General features: G+C 63.6%; 11 protein-coding genes. 4 read left to right on the forward strand and 7 right to left on the reverse strand.

Features of this window, described 5'->3' with window-relative positions:
• The 4 genes from R2855_19115 to R2855_19130 form a co-directional block, all read left to right on the forward strand.
• Window positions 1-429 (forward strand): RNA polymerase sigma factor (locus tag R2855_19115; GenBank protein ID MEZ4533112.1); only part of this gene is annotated, 429 nt, incomplete at its 5' end.
• Window positions 426-2,804, forward strand: coding sequence for a zf-HC2 domain-containing protein (locus R2855_19120; protein ID MEZ4533113.1), 2,379 nt, complete (start codon window positions 426-428; stop codon window positions 2,802-2,804). The genes R2855_19115 and R2855_19120, both read left to right, overlap by 4 nt.
• Window positions 2,805-2,895: 91 nt before the next feature.
• The gene (locus tag R2855_19125) at window positions 2,896-3,486 is read left to right on the forward strand and encodes a macro domain-containing protein (protein MEZ4533114.1); all 591 of its coding nucleotides are present in this window, start codon (window positions 2,896-2,898) and stop codon (window positions 3,484-3,486) included.
• Window positions 3,483-4,910, forward strand: coding sequence for an alpha/beta hydrolase (locus R2855_19130; protein MEZ4533115.1), 1,428 nt, complete (start codon window positions 3,483-3,485; stop codon window positions 4,908-4,910). Before R2855_19125 ends, R2855_19130 begins: the two co-directional genes overlap by 4 nt.
• 116 nt (window positions 4,911-5,026) lie before the next feature.
• Here the strand turns inward: R2855_19130 and R2855_19135 are convergent, their stop codons facing one another.
• The 7 genes from R2855_19135 to R2855_19165 form a co-directional block, all read right to left on the reverse strand.
• The gene (locus R2855_19135; GenBank protein ID MEZ4533116.1) at window positions 5,027-7,657 is read right to left on the reverse strand and encodes a VWA domain-containing protein; all 2,631 of its coding nucleotides are present in this window, start codon (window positions 7,655-7,657) and stop codon (window positions 5,027-5,029) included.
• On the reverse strand, window positions 7,654-9,639 hold the full coding sequence (locus tag R2855_19140; GenBank protein ID MEZ4533117.1) for a BatA and WFA domain-containing protein: 1,986 nt from the start codon (window positions 9,637-9,639) through the stop codon (window positions 7,654-7,656). The genes R2855_19135 and R2855_19140 overlap by 4 nt, the downstream gene beginning before the upstream one ends.
• A gap of 79 nt (window positions 9,640-9,718) precedes the next feature.
• Entirely contained in the window at window positions 9,719-10,342 is a 624-nt protein-coding gene (locus tag R2855_19145; GenBank protein ID MEZ4533118.1) for a hypothetical protein, read from the reverse strand.
• Complete coding sequence (locus R2855_19150) at window positions 10,339-10,722, reverse strand: DUF58 domain-containing protein (GenBank protein ID MEZ4533119.1); 384 nt, start codon at window positions 10,720-10,722, stop codon at window positions 10,339-10,341. The genes R2855_19145 and R2855_19150 overlap by 4 nt, the downstream gene beginning before the upstream one ends.
• Window positions 10,722-11,864 (reverse strand): hypothetical protein, encoded by a 1,143-nt coding sequence (locus tag R2855_19155; GenBank protein ID MEZ4533120.1) that lies wholly within the window; start codon window positions 11,862-11,864, stop codon window positions 10,722-10,724. The genes R2855_19150 and R2855_19155 overlap by 1 nt, the downstream gene beginning before the upstream one ends.
• An 820-nt stretch (window positions 11,865-12,684) precedes the next feature.
• Window positions 12,685-14,139: a hypothetical protein gene (locus R2855_19160; GenBank protein MEZ4533121.1), complete on the reverse strand. Its 1,455-nt coding sequence runs from the start codon at window positions 14,137-14,139 to the stop codon at window positions 12,685-12,687.
• A 368-nt stretch (window positions 14,140-14,507) separates the two neighbouring features.
• Window positions 14,508-16,680, reverse strand: a 2,173-nt coding sequence (locus R2855_19165) for a LuxR C-terminal-related transcriptional regulator (protein MEZ4533122.1), incomplete at its 5' end; no start/stop codon positions are given.

Consider the following 16,680-nt stretch of genomic DNA (forward strand, 5'->3'; position numbering starts at 1 on the left):
ACCCAGGACACCTTCGAAAAGGCGTATAAGGCGCTGCCGTCCACGCGGCCCGACTTGGCGTTCAAGTCCTGGCTCTATCGCATCGCGACGAACACCGCCATTTCAAATGGACGGCGCAAACGGATCATCAAGTGGATCCCGTTTGCGCCGGGCAACGATCCCGCCAGCGATGAGGAGATCGAGGGATCGGTCACGCGCAAGCATGACGTCGAGAAAACGCTGGCCAAGCTGCCACCGCACTACAGCGCAGCGTTGCTGCTGCGCCACTACCAGGGGCTCTCCCTGATCGAAACCGCCGAGGCGCTCGGTATCACCGAAACCGCCTGCAAACTACGACTGTTCCGCGCGCGCAAGGCGTTTGCCGCTGCCTACGGCGGCCCGTCGGCTGGCGATCCGGAAGTTCGGCTCGCCATGGAGAACCCGCAATGACCGACGGTGTGCGCCGCCTCAGCCATGAAGAAGCCGAGATGCTGATCTCGGCCCGCATGGACGAGCAACTCGATCGTGCCGATAGTCGGGCGCTTCTCGTGCACCTTCAGACGTGCGAATCGTGCCGCGCCTTCGCTGTGCAGTCGGAGGTGCTTGGCCGCGAACTCGCCGCGTTGCCCATGCTGCCGCCGAGCGCGCTGGTCGACCGGCAAATTCGCGAGACGATCGGCAAGGGTCGCAGCCGTTGGTCGCTGTCCTCGCTGATGCCTGCCACCGCTGGCAATAGCGGTTTGCGGGTAGCTGTTGGCGCGCTTGCCATGCTCACGCTGGTTTCCGTCTTCCTGCTGGTCAGAATGGCGGACGATCAAGGCGTCGAAGGACCGTCTATCGATGCTCCGAGTGGGGGAGTGGCGCAGCAACTCGATCTCACCCCCACGGATGCCAACACCGCGCTCGGTGAAACCGCCGGTCCCACCGAAACTGCGCGCCTGGTCGTGCCAAAGACTCCAGAGACCGACTCGACTGAGGTCGGCGCTCCCACGGTGGTGGATGCAAAGCCAACCAGGACAGCGGGGTCGGCTGACGAACCGGAAACGGTCGAGGTCGAACCGACCAGCACGCTCGATTCGAACTTCGTCTATGCCATCGAGAAGACCAAGACTCCGTCGACTGAGCAGGACAAGCCGACCGCGACCGCTGGCGAAGAGATCATGTCACCGACCGAGGAGCCGGGCGATGTTTCCATTGCCAGTCTGCCGGTCGACGAGGGCACGCCAATCGGCAATGGAATCGGTATGGGCGGTTCAGAGGCAGAATCCCCGGAACCCGAAGAGGCCGCCATCGAGCTGCCCTCTGAATCGCCCACCGTTGCAGCCGAAACTGCTACCAAGACACCGGCTGAGCCAACGGCTACGGACGAGCCGGCGACGGAGGTCCCACCGACTGAGACGCCAGCACCAACCGAAACAGCAACGCCGGTTGAGATATCGGTCGATGCCACCAAATCGGCGCCTGAGCCGACTGAACCGCAGCCGATCGAGACTCCCGAAGTGCTTCAGGTCGAGTCTCCCGAGGGCACGGCCACCACAGAATCGAGTGCGTCAGACACGCCTGGCAGCGAAGCGGCCACGACACCGTCGGAGCCATTCGGCCAGCCGACGATCGCACCCATGGACGGGCAAAGCGGCGACGCGCAGGATACTGGCGACTCGCCTCAGATCGTGTCCAGCGACAACAGCGGCCAGCACGGCAGCGACGAGACCAACGGCTCCGACAACAGCCACGATGTAGGCACAGCCAACGGAAGCGAAAGCCAATACGCCGGCCAGGGAGGCGATAGTGGTTCGTCGCCACCAATCGTGCCCGTGGGAGGCACCAGCTCACCCAGTGGAGTAGGCGGCGACACCAGCGCGAATCCCTATGGTGGCGACGCATCAGTGACGTCGGTCGTCCCAACCGTCGACGATTCGCTCGAACCAATGGGGCTCGACTTGTCGGACACCGTCACCGGCCTCCCATCCGGCACGACCTCTCCACTCGGCCGGCTCGAGTTTTCGCCTGGAATGAATCTCTATGTCGTTACGGCACCGGATGGCCAACTCGCGGTTGCGAATCTCGACGGAGAACTTGTCGTAACGTTTGGCAATGGTGATCTGCCTGTCTGGTCTGGCGCAGGGTTGATGTTTAGCTCTCCTGGCAGCACTGGCGCGCGTGTCGGCATTTGGAACAGCGACGGCGGCGAGGTGAACTACGTCGAACCGAGCTCGGACGGGGCCAGCGACGATGTGCCCATTGGGGGCGATGGGACCACCTTCTATTTCCTGCGAATCTATCAAGGCAGCGGGATCATGGAGCTTCGCTCGGCAGCAATCGATGGAACGGACAACGGCGTGCTTTGGACATCGAGCGACTATACGCTCGGTGGCGCTCGACCGCTCTATTCCGAGAGCGGCATCTATCTGCCAACCAGCTCAGAATGGATTTTCGTCGACTGGTCGGGTGCGGAATCTCCCCTGGGTGACAACCCCTACGGCTTCGTCGGACCACCGGTTCTTAGCCCGGGAGGAGGCCTTATGGCCTATTCCGCAGGCGACCGGGTCGTGGTCGCCTGGACCGATGCCCCGGGTGTTGCGATCGCGAACGCGCCCTTCGACGGCACCGGCGGCTATGCGTTTGCCACCAGTGGAGAGGAAATCGTGGTCACCGGAGGATCGAGCCTGCACGTCATCTCCTACGAGGGCGATGAACTCGGCACGCTCGAGGGCACGCAACCGGTCGGCAGTTGCTATTGGATTGGGGACACGATCTATTACCTGCAAATCGGGGAAGACGCCGCGTTGAAGTCGAACACACTCGCCAACATCCAGGCAGAGTAGGACCCGGCACATTCGCCGCCAGGGTTCACTCGGGAAGCGATGGTAGACTGTTTTTCGATCGCGCCCGCACGCGTCTTCCTGGATGAGCTGGATGCCTGAAACAATCGATACGCACCAGGCCCGTTTTGGCCGGATGCGCATTGTCACAACGCTTGGAGAAACCGTCGATCAGCCCGTTCAGGCAGTGATCTACCCGGCCAATAGCCGGGGAGTCATGGGCACCGGAGCGATAAGCGCAGTTCGGTCGAGCGCCGGGCTGGACGTCGAACGGGAAGCAATGTCAGCAGCGCCCATCGAACCCGGAGCCGCGATCGTCACCTCGTCAGGACGTCTGGCCGACCGCGGTATCGAAGCCATCATTCACGCGGTCGTGGCCGAGCAGCTCGGTCAGCGGATCGAGCGGTCCACGATGCGCCGCGGCATCGCGAGCGCATTGCGTCTTGCCGACGAGCACCGTTTTCGCAGTGTCGCGCTCCCGCTCATGGGTATCGGCGCCGACGAGAGCGTGGAAGCACGCACGCAAATGATCGAAGCACTTGTCGACGAATCCGTGGCGCACGCCCGCCGCTCCACGACGCGCATCGAACAACTCATCATCACGGCCCGGTTCGAAGACGATCTTCCACTCGTCGCCGAGACGCTGACGCGCATGCGCGAACATCGCTGGACCGGACAAGAATGACCGACAACACCCCCGAAAACGACGCGATCGAATCGAGCTCCTGGGCGGCACCGCCTCGGTCAGAGCGTTCCTCGCCGTTGAGTCGCCTGCTTGGCGGACGCGGCGGCCCGCGTTGGATGCGGCCACAGCCGAAAATCGTGCCAGACGACTTTCGCTATCGGCTCGATGCTATGCTCATCCCGCAGTCGACCACCGACCGGGCCCTCGGCGAAGTGCAGCGAGTCAACGATTGGGTAGGGGCATGGAGCCGGGCGGCGCAGCGATTCCTCTCGGAGTCTCGCCGCGAAGAATCGCAGGGTGACTGGATGCGCGCCGCTGCGGCCAGGCGCAACGCGTCGATGTGCTACCACGTTGCCAACCTGCTCAGCGACGACGATCCGCGCACCATCCGCACCTTGCGCGCTTCGTCGGTGCAAGCGTTTTCGCAGTCGATTCCCAAGCTCATCTTCGAGACCCGGCGACTCACGCTTCCCTGGCGTACCCGGGAACTTCAGGCCTATCTCTGCAAACCGGAAGATGCCGAGCGCCCAATGCCGCTCGTTTGCTTGTTGAACGGCGCGACCACCACCAAAGAGGAACTCCTGCTCTGGACCGCCCGCCTGCGCGACGCTGGATTCGCGGTGCTCACGCTCGACTGGCCGGGCACCGGGGAAGCTGCGGGGAACCTGAAACTCTCGAGCCATTGCGACGATATCACCGACGGTATCTATGCGCTGGCCAAACACGACCGCGATCTGGATGAAGAGTGCATCGCGCTGTTGGGCGTGAGTATCGGCAGCTCGGTCGCCTTGCGCGCCGCCGCGCTCGACCGGCGCATAGGCGCAGTCATCGCCGTTTCGCCGCCGTTTGAACCGCGATTCTGGGCCGCAAATGTGCCACCCGTCGCCGCGCGCCACCTGGTCGCTCTGGCAGGGCAGGCAGCCTCGCTGCCCTACGCCTTGCAGGATTTCGGTGTCTCCGACGTGCTGCACCGTATCAAGTGCCCTGTCCTGGTCGTCGGCGCGGCCCAGGATCGCCTGATCCCCTCGACCGAGGCCATGCACGTTGCGGCCAGTCTGGGAGACCTCGCCACCCTCATCTGGTACGAGCAGTCCGGCCATTGCGCCTACGATCAGATCGATGACTGGATGGAGGTGGCTTCGCAATGGCTCTTCGGCGCGTTTGGCTTCGAAGAGGAGCCTGATCCCACTCCTGTGGTTGCTCCAATGCCGGCAGCCGCACCGCCCGAGTCCACCCAGGTGGAGCCTCCCTTCGCCATGACTCCGCGCGACCAGCTCGGACCAGCCCCCTTGTCCCCTTCGGCAGCCGGCAGCAATGAACCTCAAGACGTCGTGATCAGCGTCGATCCTGCCGCAATCAGTCGATCGGATGCTCCAGAACCGCCACGCCCAGCCGATTCCGAAGAAGACGACGACACGGACTGAACTGCGCCACTTTCGGGGACCAGCAACAGTTGGTTCCAGGACAACTTGCTGTCGCTCGGACTGACAGTCAAACGGCTCTCGTGATCACCCGGAGGGCCCTTCGGAGGGAGGGGAGATCAGGACCGCAGCGGCCTCCGCAAGCGGTCCAGCGCGTTGTAGCGATAGCCCAGCTCCAGCAACACCAGGAGGAGCCCGAGGCTCAACGGGAACCACCAGACCGCGCGGTAGCTGGCAATGCCGCTACCGTCCATGGGCGGCGCATCGAAGAGCGCGCCGGGATCGTCCAGGGAAAGGACCCGGCCACCGGTTCGACTGGCCAGTTGCTTCATCAAGTCCGCCGCGCCGGAATCGGGTTTGAGCTCCGCTGACGGCGGGATCGAAAACGTCGAAAGCGACGCATTGCCCGTTGATCCTTCTCCGGTATCCACAGAGATCTGATACGCCCCGGCCTCCGGATTCTGGACCCGCAACTGCCATTCGCCCGGCGCCGACTGATAGGGTTTCAATGGCGCCGATGGCTCACCGCCGGGACCTGTGATCGTGACCGTAGCGTTTGATAGATCGACATAATCCCCGCCATCGCCCGTCGACGAAAGGGTGATGAGCGCGTCCGATCCGCTCCGCTCAGAAGTCACTTCCACAGCCCCCCGTTCCGGGTCGGGCAGCGCCCACTGGACCACGTTCTCCCAAAAGTCGCCATAGCCATCCCAGCTCTGCCAGGTATTGGCGAAATCGACCCCGTCATCGGCGGTCCAGGCCACCACGCGCCCCAGTCCGTATTGCCATTTCGCCAGCACCGGATCGTCGCGATTGCTCGAAAGCACGAGCTGCGCGCCCGACTTGATCTCGGTATAGTCGTATCCGGCAAGGACCGGCAGATCCTCTGGCGCGAAACCGTCCATGATCGGACTGGCCATGGTTTGAATGGGTTGGAAGGACCCACGCACCACCGACTGGCTGCCTGCGCTCTGCGCTTCCTGCAAGGTCATTTGCGGAATGTCTTCTGGCAACACCGCGGGGTAGTAGTGTCCGTCGCCGGCTTCGGCCAGGTACTGCAACAGGTCGGTGTCGGCATCGTCCCCAATCGCGATGGTGGAAAGGGTTGTGCCCGACTGCTGCATCTCCTGCACCAGCTTGGTGTAGCTCTCGCGCGTGCCGGTGGACGACTTGCCGTCGGAGAGGAGGACGATGTGACGCACATCGGCTTCCGACTTCGAGATTTCGTCGAACCCGATGTCGAGGGCTGGATAGATCTCCGTGCCACCGTCGGACTCGAGTTCGTTGACCGACGCGTAGATCCGGTCGCGGTCGTCTTGTCCATCGATGCGGGTCAGCCGCATGATCCATTGCTGTTGGTCGTTGAACGCCAATACCGCGATCTCGTCGCCATCGAGCAACGCTCCCGCGGCCAGCTTCACCGCTTCCTTGGCCATCTCGATCTTGGAAATCGACTCCGACGGGTCGAGCGCCATCGATCCCGACTTGTCGATGATCAACAGCAAGGCGACACGCTGCCGCTCTTTCCCTTCGGTCACTTTCACATCGACGGGAAGCAGGTCTTCCAGCGGAGTGTTTGCGTAGCCGCCCGGGCCGAAGGCGCTGGTGCCACCAATCACGATCAGGCCGCGCCCCAGCGTTTTCGTGCTCTGTTCCAGAGCAGCGATCTGGCCAATGGTGAAGTCGCTTGCCGGCACATTGTCGAGCACGATCGCGTCATAGACTGCGAGTTCCGAAAGCCGCTCAGGAATGCCAACAGGCAGCACCTGAGAGACGTGCACCCCCTGGTCTTCCAGCTGGTGAATGAGGAAGGAGTTGTCGGCTCCTTCCTGCGAGACAAAGAGCAGGTGCGGAGCATCGCGCACGACCACACCGAACGGCTGCGCGTTGTTTTCCAGGAACGCGTCTGCCGTGGAGCCGGGATCGAGCTCGATGCGCATCTGGTGGAAACCAGGATCGAGGTCCGCGAGGGTAAAGGTGTAGGTATTGAGCCCAATGCGGAAATCGACCGCTTGCTCCGCCACATCGTCCTCTCCGACGAAGAGGCGAATCGTGCCGCTCCCTTCCTCGGACGACACCACATTCGCTTGCACTGTCATCGATTCGCCGTGCCAGACCTTCTCTGGCGCGGAAACGCTATCGATTCGCAGGTCGCTACTGCCAATGCCGTCGACGGTGAGCACATCGATTTCCGTATCTTCAGACGCTGCTTGCACCGCCTGTTCCAGGGCAGAACCGGAGTTCTCCGCGCCGTCGGAAATGAGCACGATGCGCCGTGTGTCACCCACTGGCAGCGTGCGCGCGACCGCCAGCGCCCCGCCAATGTTGGTGGCATCGCTCTCGATCGCTTCGTCTGTTTGCGCATCGAACACCATCGAATCGGCATCGCCGGCCGGTTGATCGACCAGAGCGTTGCCGCCAAACGTAACGATCGCCGCGCGGTCATCTGACCCAGCGCTGCTCAATGCGCTATTGAGCCAATCGACCACGCTGGAGGAGGTTCCAGCCGAAAGACTGGCCGATCGGTCGACGACGATCACAGTGGCTGGCGCCGCAGCGCCAGAGGACCAGAGCGGCTCCGCCAGCGCCAGCACGAGCAAGGTCAGAGCGGCGGCGCGGAGCCAAATACTCGCCGGGCGCACGCCTTGCTTGCGGCCCATCAGGTAGCCGACCAGCAGCACCAACGGCACGAGCACGAGAAGCCATAGCCAGCCGGGCCGCGCAAACGTCAGATCGAAGGGGAGATTCATGCGCGCGCTCCTCTCAACGAGCGATTCCCACGGCGCACCCCTCCGCCAGCGCTCAACCACAGCCACTCGAATACAAGCACCCCAACGGCAAGCGCTGCCAGCGCCGGCCAGAGATCGCCAAGCCCACGTCGAGTCGTCCCGACCTCATCCGACGCCGCTGCCTGGGCCAGCGCCTCGGGCAGCTCCTCGTTGGCGCGCAGATTCGACTCCACCGGATGTCCGGCATTGACTACAAACGAACCAGTCGCGCCCGCGCGCCCGCTCGTGCTGAGCTCCTGCACGGTATATTCACCCGCCTCGCCGGTGGTCGGGAAGACGACGGTCTCGATAGCCCCACCTGCGTCGACCGAAACCGGAATGTCGGTTTCGATGCCGGACGGGGAAACGATGCGCACGGTAGCCGCGCCCGCGCGCGGCTCGATGGTTACCGGGTCACCCAGCGCGGCCGAATCCGGCAACGCCGCCGGAGCCAACGCGCGCACCACGTTTGCGGTCAGAATTGGGAAGGCGATCCGCTGCGGCAGCGCGCTCTCCTGGAGACTGATGGCCAGCACAACCATCGGCTCGGTCGAGCCGGGCGCCGCTCCGCGATAGAGAAGCGGACCGCCTTCGCCCTCGACCACGGCTGTATCGCCTTCGGACATCTGCAGGATCGGGGTTTCACCGGCGGTGAGCCCGGTCAGATCGACGCCATCCAACAACGGATCACCCGCGCGCACATGCTGCACCGAGGCAGCTGTCATCACCCCGGTCGTCGGCAGCAACCCATCCACCGGCGGATCGACGAAAAAGGCCGGCGCGACGATTTCATCCGCGCTCACGGGCGTGTATCCCTCGAAGACGTAGAGATCGTACGGTCCGGCCGGAATATCGCCGTTCAGATGCTCGGTCGTGGAAATCGTGGTCACTTGCGCGCCGGGAAGCGAAGTCAGCGCCCGCTGCAGCACCAACGGCGTATCCGACACGAGCAAGATGCGCTGCGCCAGATCGCTATCGCGCGCCAACACCAATTCGGCGGCGTTGTCGGCTGGCAACGCGTCATCCGTGTTCGCCTGGAGCTCGACGCGCAGGCGGGAAACATCGCTCGGCAGCAGATCCGAGATGAAATCGACCGTTGCATTCGCGTCGATTTGCAGGTTCTCTGAATCCACCACGATTCCGTTGGCGAAGACCGAGACCGTCGCGTTGACCTGCTGATCGCTGAAGTTCGCCAGCCGGGCAAAGAGCTCGGTCTGGTTGGCATTGTCGCCAGACGCTCGCGCCGTCAGCTGGACCACGGCCAGGTTGGCCGCGCTGGCCCGCCCGACCAGGAGCAACTCGATAGGGGCATGCACATTGGCCGCAACCGAGCGATCGGCAGCCACCGCGCCATCGGTGATCACCACAACCTGGTTTTCCAGATCGGGCAGCATCAGATTGCTCGTCAGAACCAGTGCCGCGTTCAGATCGGCGCGCCCTCCCGGCAATGAAAGCTCCCGTACTCGCGTTTCCAGCGTACGCAGACCCGCGCCGTCGGTCGCCTCGAACGATTGCACCGAGGTTCCCAACAACATGACAGTCGCTACGTCGCCGTCCCGCAACTCACCAACACGCTCAGCCGCCAATTCTTTTGCCACGGTGAAGCGATCGCTGCCAGAATCGACATCGGTGGCGGCCATGCTGGTCGAACCATCGAGCAGGATCACCAGATGCTTTGGCTCGGTGCGCTGCGTGAGCCCGGCCCAGGCGTCCGCCACCGCGGGCCGCGCCAACGCCAGTCCCAGGGCGCCGACAGCCAGCAATTGCAGCAGCAGCAACAACGAAATCGGCGGCCGGCGCAATCGGGCGTCGTCAGTGGGCGCGGGCGCCACAAGCCGCCAGAAGCGCAATGTGGGCACAGGCCGCTCCACCGGTGTGGTGTGACGCATGTGAAAAAAGATGACCAAGGGAATGCCGATCAACGCCAGCAAGCCGATTGGCGCAAGGAACTGCAGGCTGCTCATGGGCGTCCGTCCTCTGACCAGGATCCCTCTGAACGCCTCACCCTGGACCCTGGGCACCGGATGCTGAACCTTCGTTCGCTCATCCAACCACCCCCCGTTGCGCCAGCAACCCGAGCACCACGGTTTCGAATGGCCAGTCGGTTTGCAGGGTGATCAGCGGAATCTGCTCGGACGCGCAGACCGCCTCGACATCGGCCTGCCATGCCGACAATGCACGCGTGTAATCGGCGAGCGCGGATTGCGTCGGTGTGATCTGCAGGCGGGAAGCTTGCTCCAGATCGATGAGCTCGATAGTCAGCGGCTGCGCGTTCGCGCCCACCGGAAATGCAAGCGCGGGATCACGCTCGGCCGGATCGACGATCTGCACCACAGTCGTCTGCCAACCGCGGCTGCGCAGCAGCTGGAATGCCGTCCGCATCTCATCCGGCTCGCCAGAGAGGAGATCGGAGAGCACGATCAGCACGCCGGGCCGCTTCCGGGCCCGCGCATAGCGCTCGACCGATTCGGCGAACGATGTCGTCCCGCTTGCCGGCAGGTCGGTCAGGTACTTCAGCATCGGGGTGATGTTCGAGCGGCCGTGAGACGGCCCGAATGGATGCCCGAGCTGATTGCTGAATGGCGTGATCGACAACCGGTCGAAATGCCAGAGCCCGACATATCCGAGCGATCCGGTCACTCGCCGCGCATAGGTGAACTTGGTCATGCGCTGCGGATCGCCAGACCAATCCATGGAGCCCGACGCGTCAGCAGGAGATGCACGGTCAGCTCGGTCGTGACTTCGCTCAACCGGATGAAAAGCTCACCCAGCCGGCTGTAGATATTCCAGTCGATCCGGCGAAAGTCGTCGCCTTGGGAATAGCTCTTGAAATCGGCAAACTCCGGCGACGAACCACGCCGTTGTGAGCGATGCTCACCAGCTAACCCATGCGACACCGACGCATTCGAAAGCAACGTCAGCTTTCGCAGGCGAGCCAGCAACTCCTCATCGAACACCACCTGCTCGCGCGCGGGCGCAACGGCATGCTGGTCAGGCGAAACCGTTCCGCCAAATCTGTCTCGAATGGACGTGAGCAGACCGTTCATCAGCCATCGTCCTGATCGGAGAAGTAGTTCTCGACAATCGAGCGATACTCGGGAGGCACATGGTTGCTGTCCGGACCCGCCTCGCCCACCTCACCCTGTTCGGTCGAGCCGCTGCTGACCGTGACTCCCGCGCCTGATCCGGAGCTCGACGCGCCAGAGTTGCCCCCGATCGAAATCGATTGCCCCTCGGGCGAACGGGGGAGCTCGATGGCCCGATGCGGATCGGCTCCTGCTCCACTCGCATCGTCACCCTCGCCCGTCTCATCGGAAACCTTCGGTGCGGATGGATCCTTCTTGCCATCGGTCTGATGCTCGTTTTCGCCGCCGCTGCCGTCCGCCGGATTGCTCGCATCCTGGTTGCTCTCGCCACCCGCTCCGGAACCGGTGCTGGAGTCGCCTTCGGTGGCGTCGGTTTGTTCGGCCGTGTCGTCGCTTGGCGAACCAGTCCCGCCTCCCGGCTGCTGCGCGCTGCTATCTCCGGGAGCCCCCTCCGTGTCACTGGGAGCGTTCGATTCGGCGGGAGCGCCATCGCCTTCCTTGCCACTGGAGCTCATGGAGTCGTCGCCAATACCCGCTTCGGCTTCTGCGCCGGAATCTGAACTTGACTCTCCCGGATTGCCCGGCTGGCTTCCACTCGCGCTGGACGGGTTCGATTCTGAGGAGTTTCCGGACGAGTCGTTCGGTGATGGCAATCCTTCGTTGCCGGCGCTCAATTGATCGCTCTGCTGAGATGCGTTGGCCGCCGCGTGCTCCTGGGCTTGCTGCATGGCTTGATCGAGCGCTTCGGACGACTGCACCTGTTGCCCGCTTTGCTCCACCGCATTGGCCAGGTCGCGTATGCCGTTCTGGGCAGCTTCGCCGCCCTGCTCCAGTCCCTCGGCAGCCTCCTGGGTCGTTTCCGAAAGCGTCTTGTTCCCGTCGGACATCTCGGCCGCGGCCTGGCTCAGGTCGCCGGCCAGATCGGCGCGTGCTTGATCGGAGAGCTCACCGGCCTGGCTGGACACATCCCGCAGTTCTTCGGCTGCGGCGCCGTACAGTCCCCGATCGATGAGATCGGCAGCCTCGCTGGTCAACGCGTGATCGGCCAACGCATCGGCCAGACGTCGGAGGTCCTCCTGATTGGTGATCGAGGTCTGCATCATCGCTTCGACCTCTTCCACCGTGGGCACGTCCTGGGTGTCTGGCGGCTGAGCGGCTACCTCCGGGCTGCACGAACCGTTCCGCTGCGGGGACAAAGGCCGGCACCACATTCGATTCTGTCGGCGGAACGCCGCCCCCGGCGCCCCGCGCAAACGCCAGCGCGGCAAAGGCGAGCCCAAGCGCGATTGCCATGACCAGCTCGCGCACCGGTGGGCGCAACCGGAACGAGGCATGTTCCTGCGCCACCGTGATGGCATTGGCGGCATCGGCGACCTGGAGATAGACGACATCGACCGGCTCGCCCTCGACTGGCAGGTCCACCCCGATATTGCCGAGCGCGGTCGCGATCCGTTCGTGCAAGACGAACGAGCGGTCGAGCATGCGCGCCACCTGCGCGCGAGTCGGCCGGCTCAACCCGGCCACCACCAGCGAGCAGAGCAACAGCGCTATGCCGATTCCGAGCAAGATCTCGATGTTCAGAACTGGGCCGCCGATCAGGTCGACGATCAACCAGAGACATCCGATCAGAATCGTGAGCCAGATCCCTCGCGCCACGATCGCCATGGCCCGCTGGATCCAGATGCGGGTGGCGATACGGTCGATCCCGGACACCACCCATTCACCCGCAAGCCCACCCGGGGGGAGCTTGGGGTTCCGCGCGGGATAGGGGAGGGCGGGCATATCCGACCAAAGCCACCAAGGCGCGGTGGCCAGTCGCCAGACAGCCGTCTTTGGATCGGCCGGAAGCGCTGGCCGCCAGGAGGCCGAGCGGCGAAGTTCAGGAAACGATATCGCTGGGAGCTGGACTCGCGTCGCCATTTGCTACTCCCAGCGCAACGGTTGCGGACCGCGCGTGCGCAACCAGAGGAAAAGCCAGCCGAACGTCAGCGCCGCGAGCGCCCCGAGCAGCAAGACGATCCGCAGCTGCTCCTGATCGAGCGCGCTCACCAGTCGATCGGCATCGTCCCGTTGCTCGGCGTCACCGAGCGCCGCGAAATCGGCGCCCGCCGCAACAGCCGCAGCACGGGTATCGGCATAGTCGGCCCAGTTTCCCGCCTGGATATGGGCGATCTGGAGTTGGTTGGTGGCCGCCATACCGCGGGCCGCCATGTCCTTGTAGGTGGCAATCAGCTCGTCTGGCCGGATTTCCGGTGGCAGCTGGGCATATTGCTCCTCAGCCTGAGCCACCGCGGCGGCAGCGCGATCGTAGACGAACTGCTCCAGGGCTTGCTGCGCTTCGGCCATCTTGGTCTCGGCCAGGTCGCCAATCCGCGCCTGATCCTTCAGTTCGGCCACTTCCGCCGCCAGTTCCGGCGCATTCACATCACGCAGCAGCTGCTCAGAAATCTCCAGTGCGCTCGCCGCGCCTTCGAAATTGCCACGCGCCAGTTGCTGCCGGGCAGATTCGAGATCGAACCCGGTCATCAGATTCCAGCGCCAATCGCCCGCGGCCCACGCAGGAATATCCTCTTTCCACTGGCGTTCGATCTGATCCGAGGTCGTCGGCTCGAACGCGAGGTTCATGGCGTCGCGCCAGGTCTCCGCGGTTTTCAGCCCTTCGAGAAACGCCCAGAGATCAGGTAAGCCCTGATGTTTGATGAGATACGCGACGATGGAATAGTTCTGCGCGCGTTCGATGTCATCTTTGTCGAGTGGGATCGCGCGGTTGAGATTCGACCATGACGTGAGCTTGCCGTCCTGCGATGCCGATTGCACCAGCGCGGCCAACCGCGCCTGCACCGGCAGGTTTGGTTTCTCGACATACTGCGCGAGTCCCTCGTCGAAACCGCGTGGCATGTTGAACCCGGTCGCCCAGCCAGTCACGATGTGCGAGATGGCATGGCGCAGCTGGTTCTCAGCATCCAACGGGGTGAGGGACCGGAAGGAATCGATCGGCAGCACGATCACGGCATTTGCCGGATCGGCCACCGCGATCTGCCCGTCGAGCTCGACACGCTCGATTGTGTCGACAGCAGCCTGATACGCGGCGATATCCCGATAGACCTCGACCTGAATGTGCTGCTCAACGTTGGGAACGTTCAGGAAACGCGTGAGCTCGTCCAGGGCTCGGGTGAGCTCAGGCGCCCATGTGTCCGCAAACTCGGTGGCAGATGGGCCAGCGCCATCCTGCACCCAGACGATGAGATCGTCCGAGACAGTCGCGGAGCCCCAGCCTTCGCGCGGCTCCGGTTCCTGCGCAAGTGCGCTCGGCGCCGGCGCCATGCCGATCAGGAGAAGCAGAAGGATGCAGATCGAAGGAATGCGAAACCGGGACATACGTGAGTCCGAATCAAGAGCTGAAATGCAACCGGTCGCCGTACTTGGTATCAGTTAGTCAGTAGAACGCACAACATGGGGTGGGTGTGACGTGTTCCGGAATTTCCGGGGCAGGTCCCAGTGTGGTCTGGCGATCGATAGACTTCAGTTTATAGGAGGGAAGGTGGCATGGCTAGGCAGAACACTACCCGTCCGACCACACTTTACCTGAAGTGGTGAGAAACCGGTGAGCAGTCTCGCGCACTCGTCCGAGCGTGTCCAGATCGACTGCCGACAGGCCGTTTCATGATTCGGGATCACATCCGCAGAGACAACCCGGATCGTACCTGGCATGTCCCCGCGCGACGCAAGCGCAGCGTTCGAACGCGCTAGATCAACCCCAACCGGAACCCCGCGGTCACAGCCGATGCGCGGCTATCGACCTCGAGTTTGGAGAAGATATTGGCCACATGTGTGGTGGCGGTCCGTGGGCTGATAAAGAGCCGCTCGCCGATCTCACGGCTGGAAAGCCCCTCGGCCATGAGGCGCAACACCTCGAGCTCACGCGGCGACAGGATGCTTTGCGACACCGGAAAGCGACTGGCCGCCGGTATCGGAACCGCCACATGCGCGGATGCGGGCGCGGATCGCCGCCCAGACCGGGCCAATTCCTGCAGTTCCTCCGCCCAGGTCATGAGCTGTTCCATGGTCGCTGTTTGCCCTTCGGCCCAGGCGGCGGCATAGGCCGGATCCTGCAATCGCTCCAGCAACTTGTCGCCATCGAGCAATGCCGGATCGATGTATTCCTGCAAGCTCAGACCGATCTTCTTGCGAATCTCCTCGGCCGACGCGTGGAAGCGGGTTGCGGCGATGTTGTCTCCCAGGATGGCTGCCAGCCCCGCCAGCGTCAATCGCGTTTCCGCTTCGCCCCATGGATCACCCTGGCGATGCGCTGGCTCCAGGCAGCTGACCAGATCGGTGACTGCTTGCGCGTAGTCACCCTTGTTGCGCGCGGCGATGGCGAGATTGATCAGCGCGGTCACGACGCCCCATTCGTTGCCGCGCACCTGCCAAAGCTCCAGCGCTTGCCGGAAATGCTGCTCGCTTTCTTCATGACGCCCAAGCGCGGCCAGCTCGATACCGAGCCGATTGTGGGCAAAAGGCACACGAGCGGCGGCGCTCACCCGGGTCATCTGCCCGAGCGCGGTGCGTGCAGCGGCTTCGGCGCCCACATGATCGCCCTGACTGCCGAGCACGAAGCTTTCGAGGAACTCGACCTGTCCCTCGCGCCCGACTTCCTCCGATTCGGCAACGACGCGACGACACTCCTCCAGATAGGGGATTGCGGCAAGCGGGTCGCCCTGCATACCCGCCAGAAACCCGCCCCCGAAGAGCGCCTGCAAGCGATCGTCGCTCGGTTCGTATGGCGCGGCTTCGAGCGATCGGCGAATCCAGCTGCGTCCTTCGGTCAGGTAGCCGCGCGTTTGCCAATACCACCAGAGTTTCCCAGCCAGACGCAGCGCCAGCACAGGCTCGTTGGCAATGGTCCATTCCATCGCATGCCGGATGTTGTCGTTCTCCTGATCGAGGCGACGCACCCAACGATAGGCTTCCGGCCCCCAGATGTACTCATCGGTCTTTTCCGCCAGCCGCAGGAAGGCAAGCGCATGTCGCCGCAGGAAGACATCGGAATCACCGGTTGCTTCCAGCTGCTCCAGGCCAAACTCGCGCATGGTTTCGAGAATGAGAAACCGCGCCTCGGATTCCGACGAGCGATCGGCCAATACCATACTGCTGTCAACCAGCGAGGCAATGGCATCGAAGAGCTCGAGCGGATCGCCGCCATCGCCCATGGCGAAGGGGTCATCCTGAGAAAAGCCCTCGATGGCAGCAGCTTCATCGAGATTGAAGCCGCCCGAAAAGACGCTGATGTGTTGAAAGACCGCCTTGTGCTCGGGCGAAAGCAGATCGTACGACCATGCGATCGCGTCCCGCATGGTCTGCAAACGGGAGGGCACATCGCGCGGACCGCCGGTCAGCAGCTGCAATCGGTTCGAAAGGCGGGAAAGCAATGCCTGGGGCGATAGGATCTTGGTGCGGGCTGCGGCAAGCTCGATAGCGAGCGGCAACCCGTCGAGCCGGCGGCAAACCTCGGCCACCGCATCCGCATTCTCCGGCGTGAGCTCGAACGTATTGCGCACGGCGCGGGCGCGGTCGACAAACAGCGCGACCGCGGTGTTCTCCAGAAGCGCTTCCGGTGAGCGATCGCCATCGGCCGGTGGCAGGGCGAGCGGTGCAAGCAGGTATTCGTGTTCGGCGGTAATGCGCAATGGAGCGCGGCTGGTGGCGAGCACAACCGGCCCAGTCACCCGTGTGAGCAACTCCGTAATCGCGCGCGATGCGCCGAGCACGTGCTCGAACCCGTCGAGGATGATCAGGATTCGCTTGTCGTCGAGCCGCTCGTGCAACCGGTCGAGCACGGGAGTATCGCGATCCTCGCGCAACTCCAGCGACTTGGCCAGCAAGCCGAGCACCAGTTCCGGATCACGCACAGATGAGAGC

Source organism: Thermomicrobiales bacterium, from assembly GCA_041390825.1.
Taxonomy (GTDB): Bacteria; Chloroflexota; Chloroflexia; order Thermomicrobiales; family UBA6265; genus JAMLHN01.

Coding starts and splice junctions, on each gene's coding strand:
- R2855_19145 (MEZ4533118.1), bottom strand. CDS start 10,342: ATGACCAAGTTCACCTATGCGCGGCGAGTGACCGGATCGCTCGGATAT.
- R2855_19140 (MEZ4533117.1), bottom strand. CDS start 9,639: ATGAGCAGCCTGCAGTTCCTTGCGCCAATCGGCTTGCTGGCGTTGATC.
- R2855_19160 (MEZ4533121.1), bottom strand. CDS start 14,139: ATGTCCCGGTTTCGCATTCCTTCGATCTGCATCCTTCTGCTTCTCCTG.
- R2855_19135 (MEZ4533116.1), bottom strand. CDS start 7,657: ATGAATCTCCCCTTCGATCTGACGTTTGCGCGGCCCGGCTGGCTATGG.
- R2855_19120 (MEZ4533113.1), top strand. CDS start 426: ATGACCGACGGTGTGCGCCGCCTCAGCCATGAAGAAGCCGAGATGCTG.
- R2855_19150 (MEZ4533119.1), bottom strand. CDS start 10,722: ATGAACGGTCTGCTCACGTCCATTCGAGACAGATTTGGCGGAACGGTT.
- R2855_19155 (MEZ4533120.1), bottom strand. CDS start 11,864: ATGATGCAGACCTCGATCACCAATCAGGAGGACCTCCGACGTCTGGCC.
- R2855_19130 (MEZ4533115.1), top strand. CDS start 3,483: ATGACCGACAACACCCCCGAAAACGACGCGATCGAATCGAGCTCCTGG.
- R2855_19125 (MEZ4533114.1), top strand. CDS start 2,896: ATGCCTGAAACAATCGATACGCACCAGGCCCGTTTTGGCCGGATGCGC.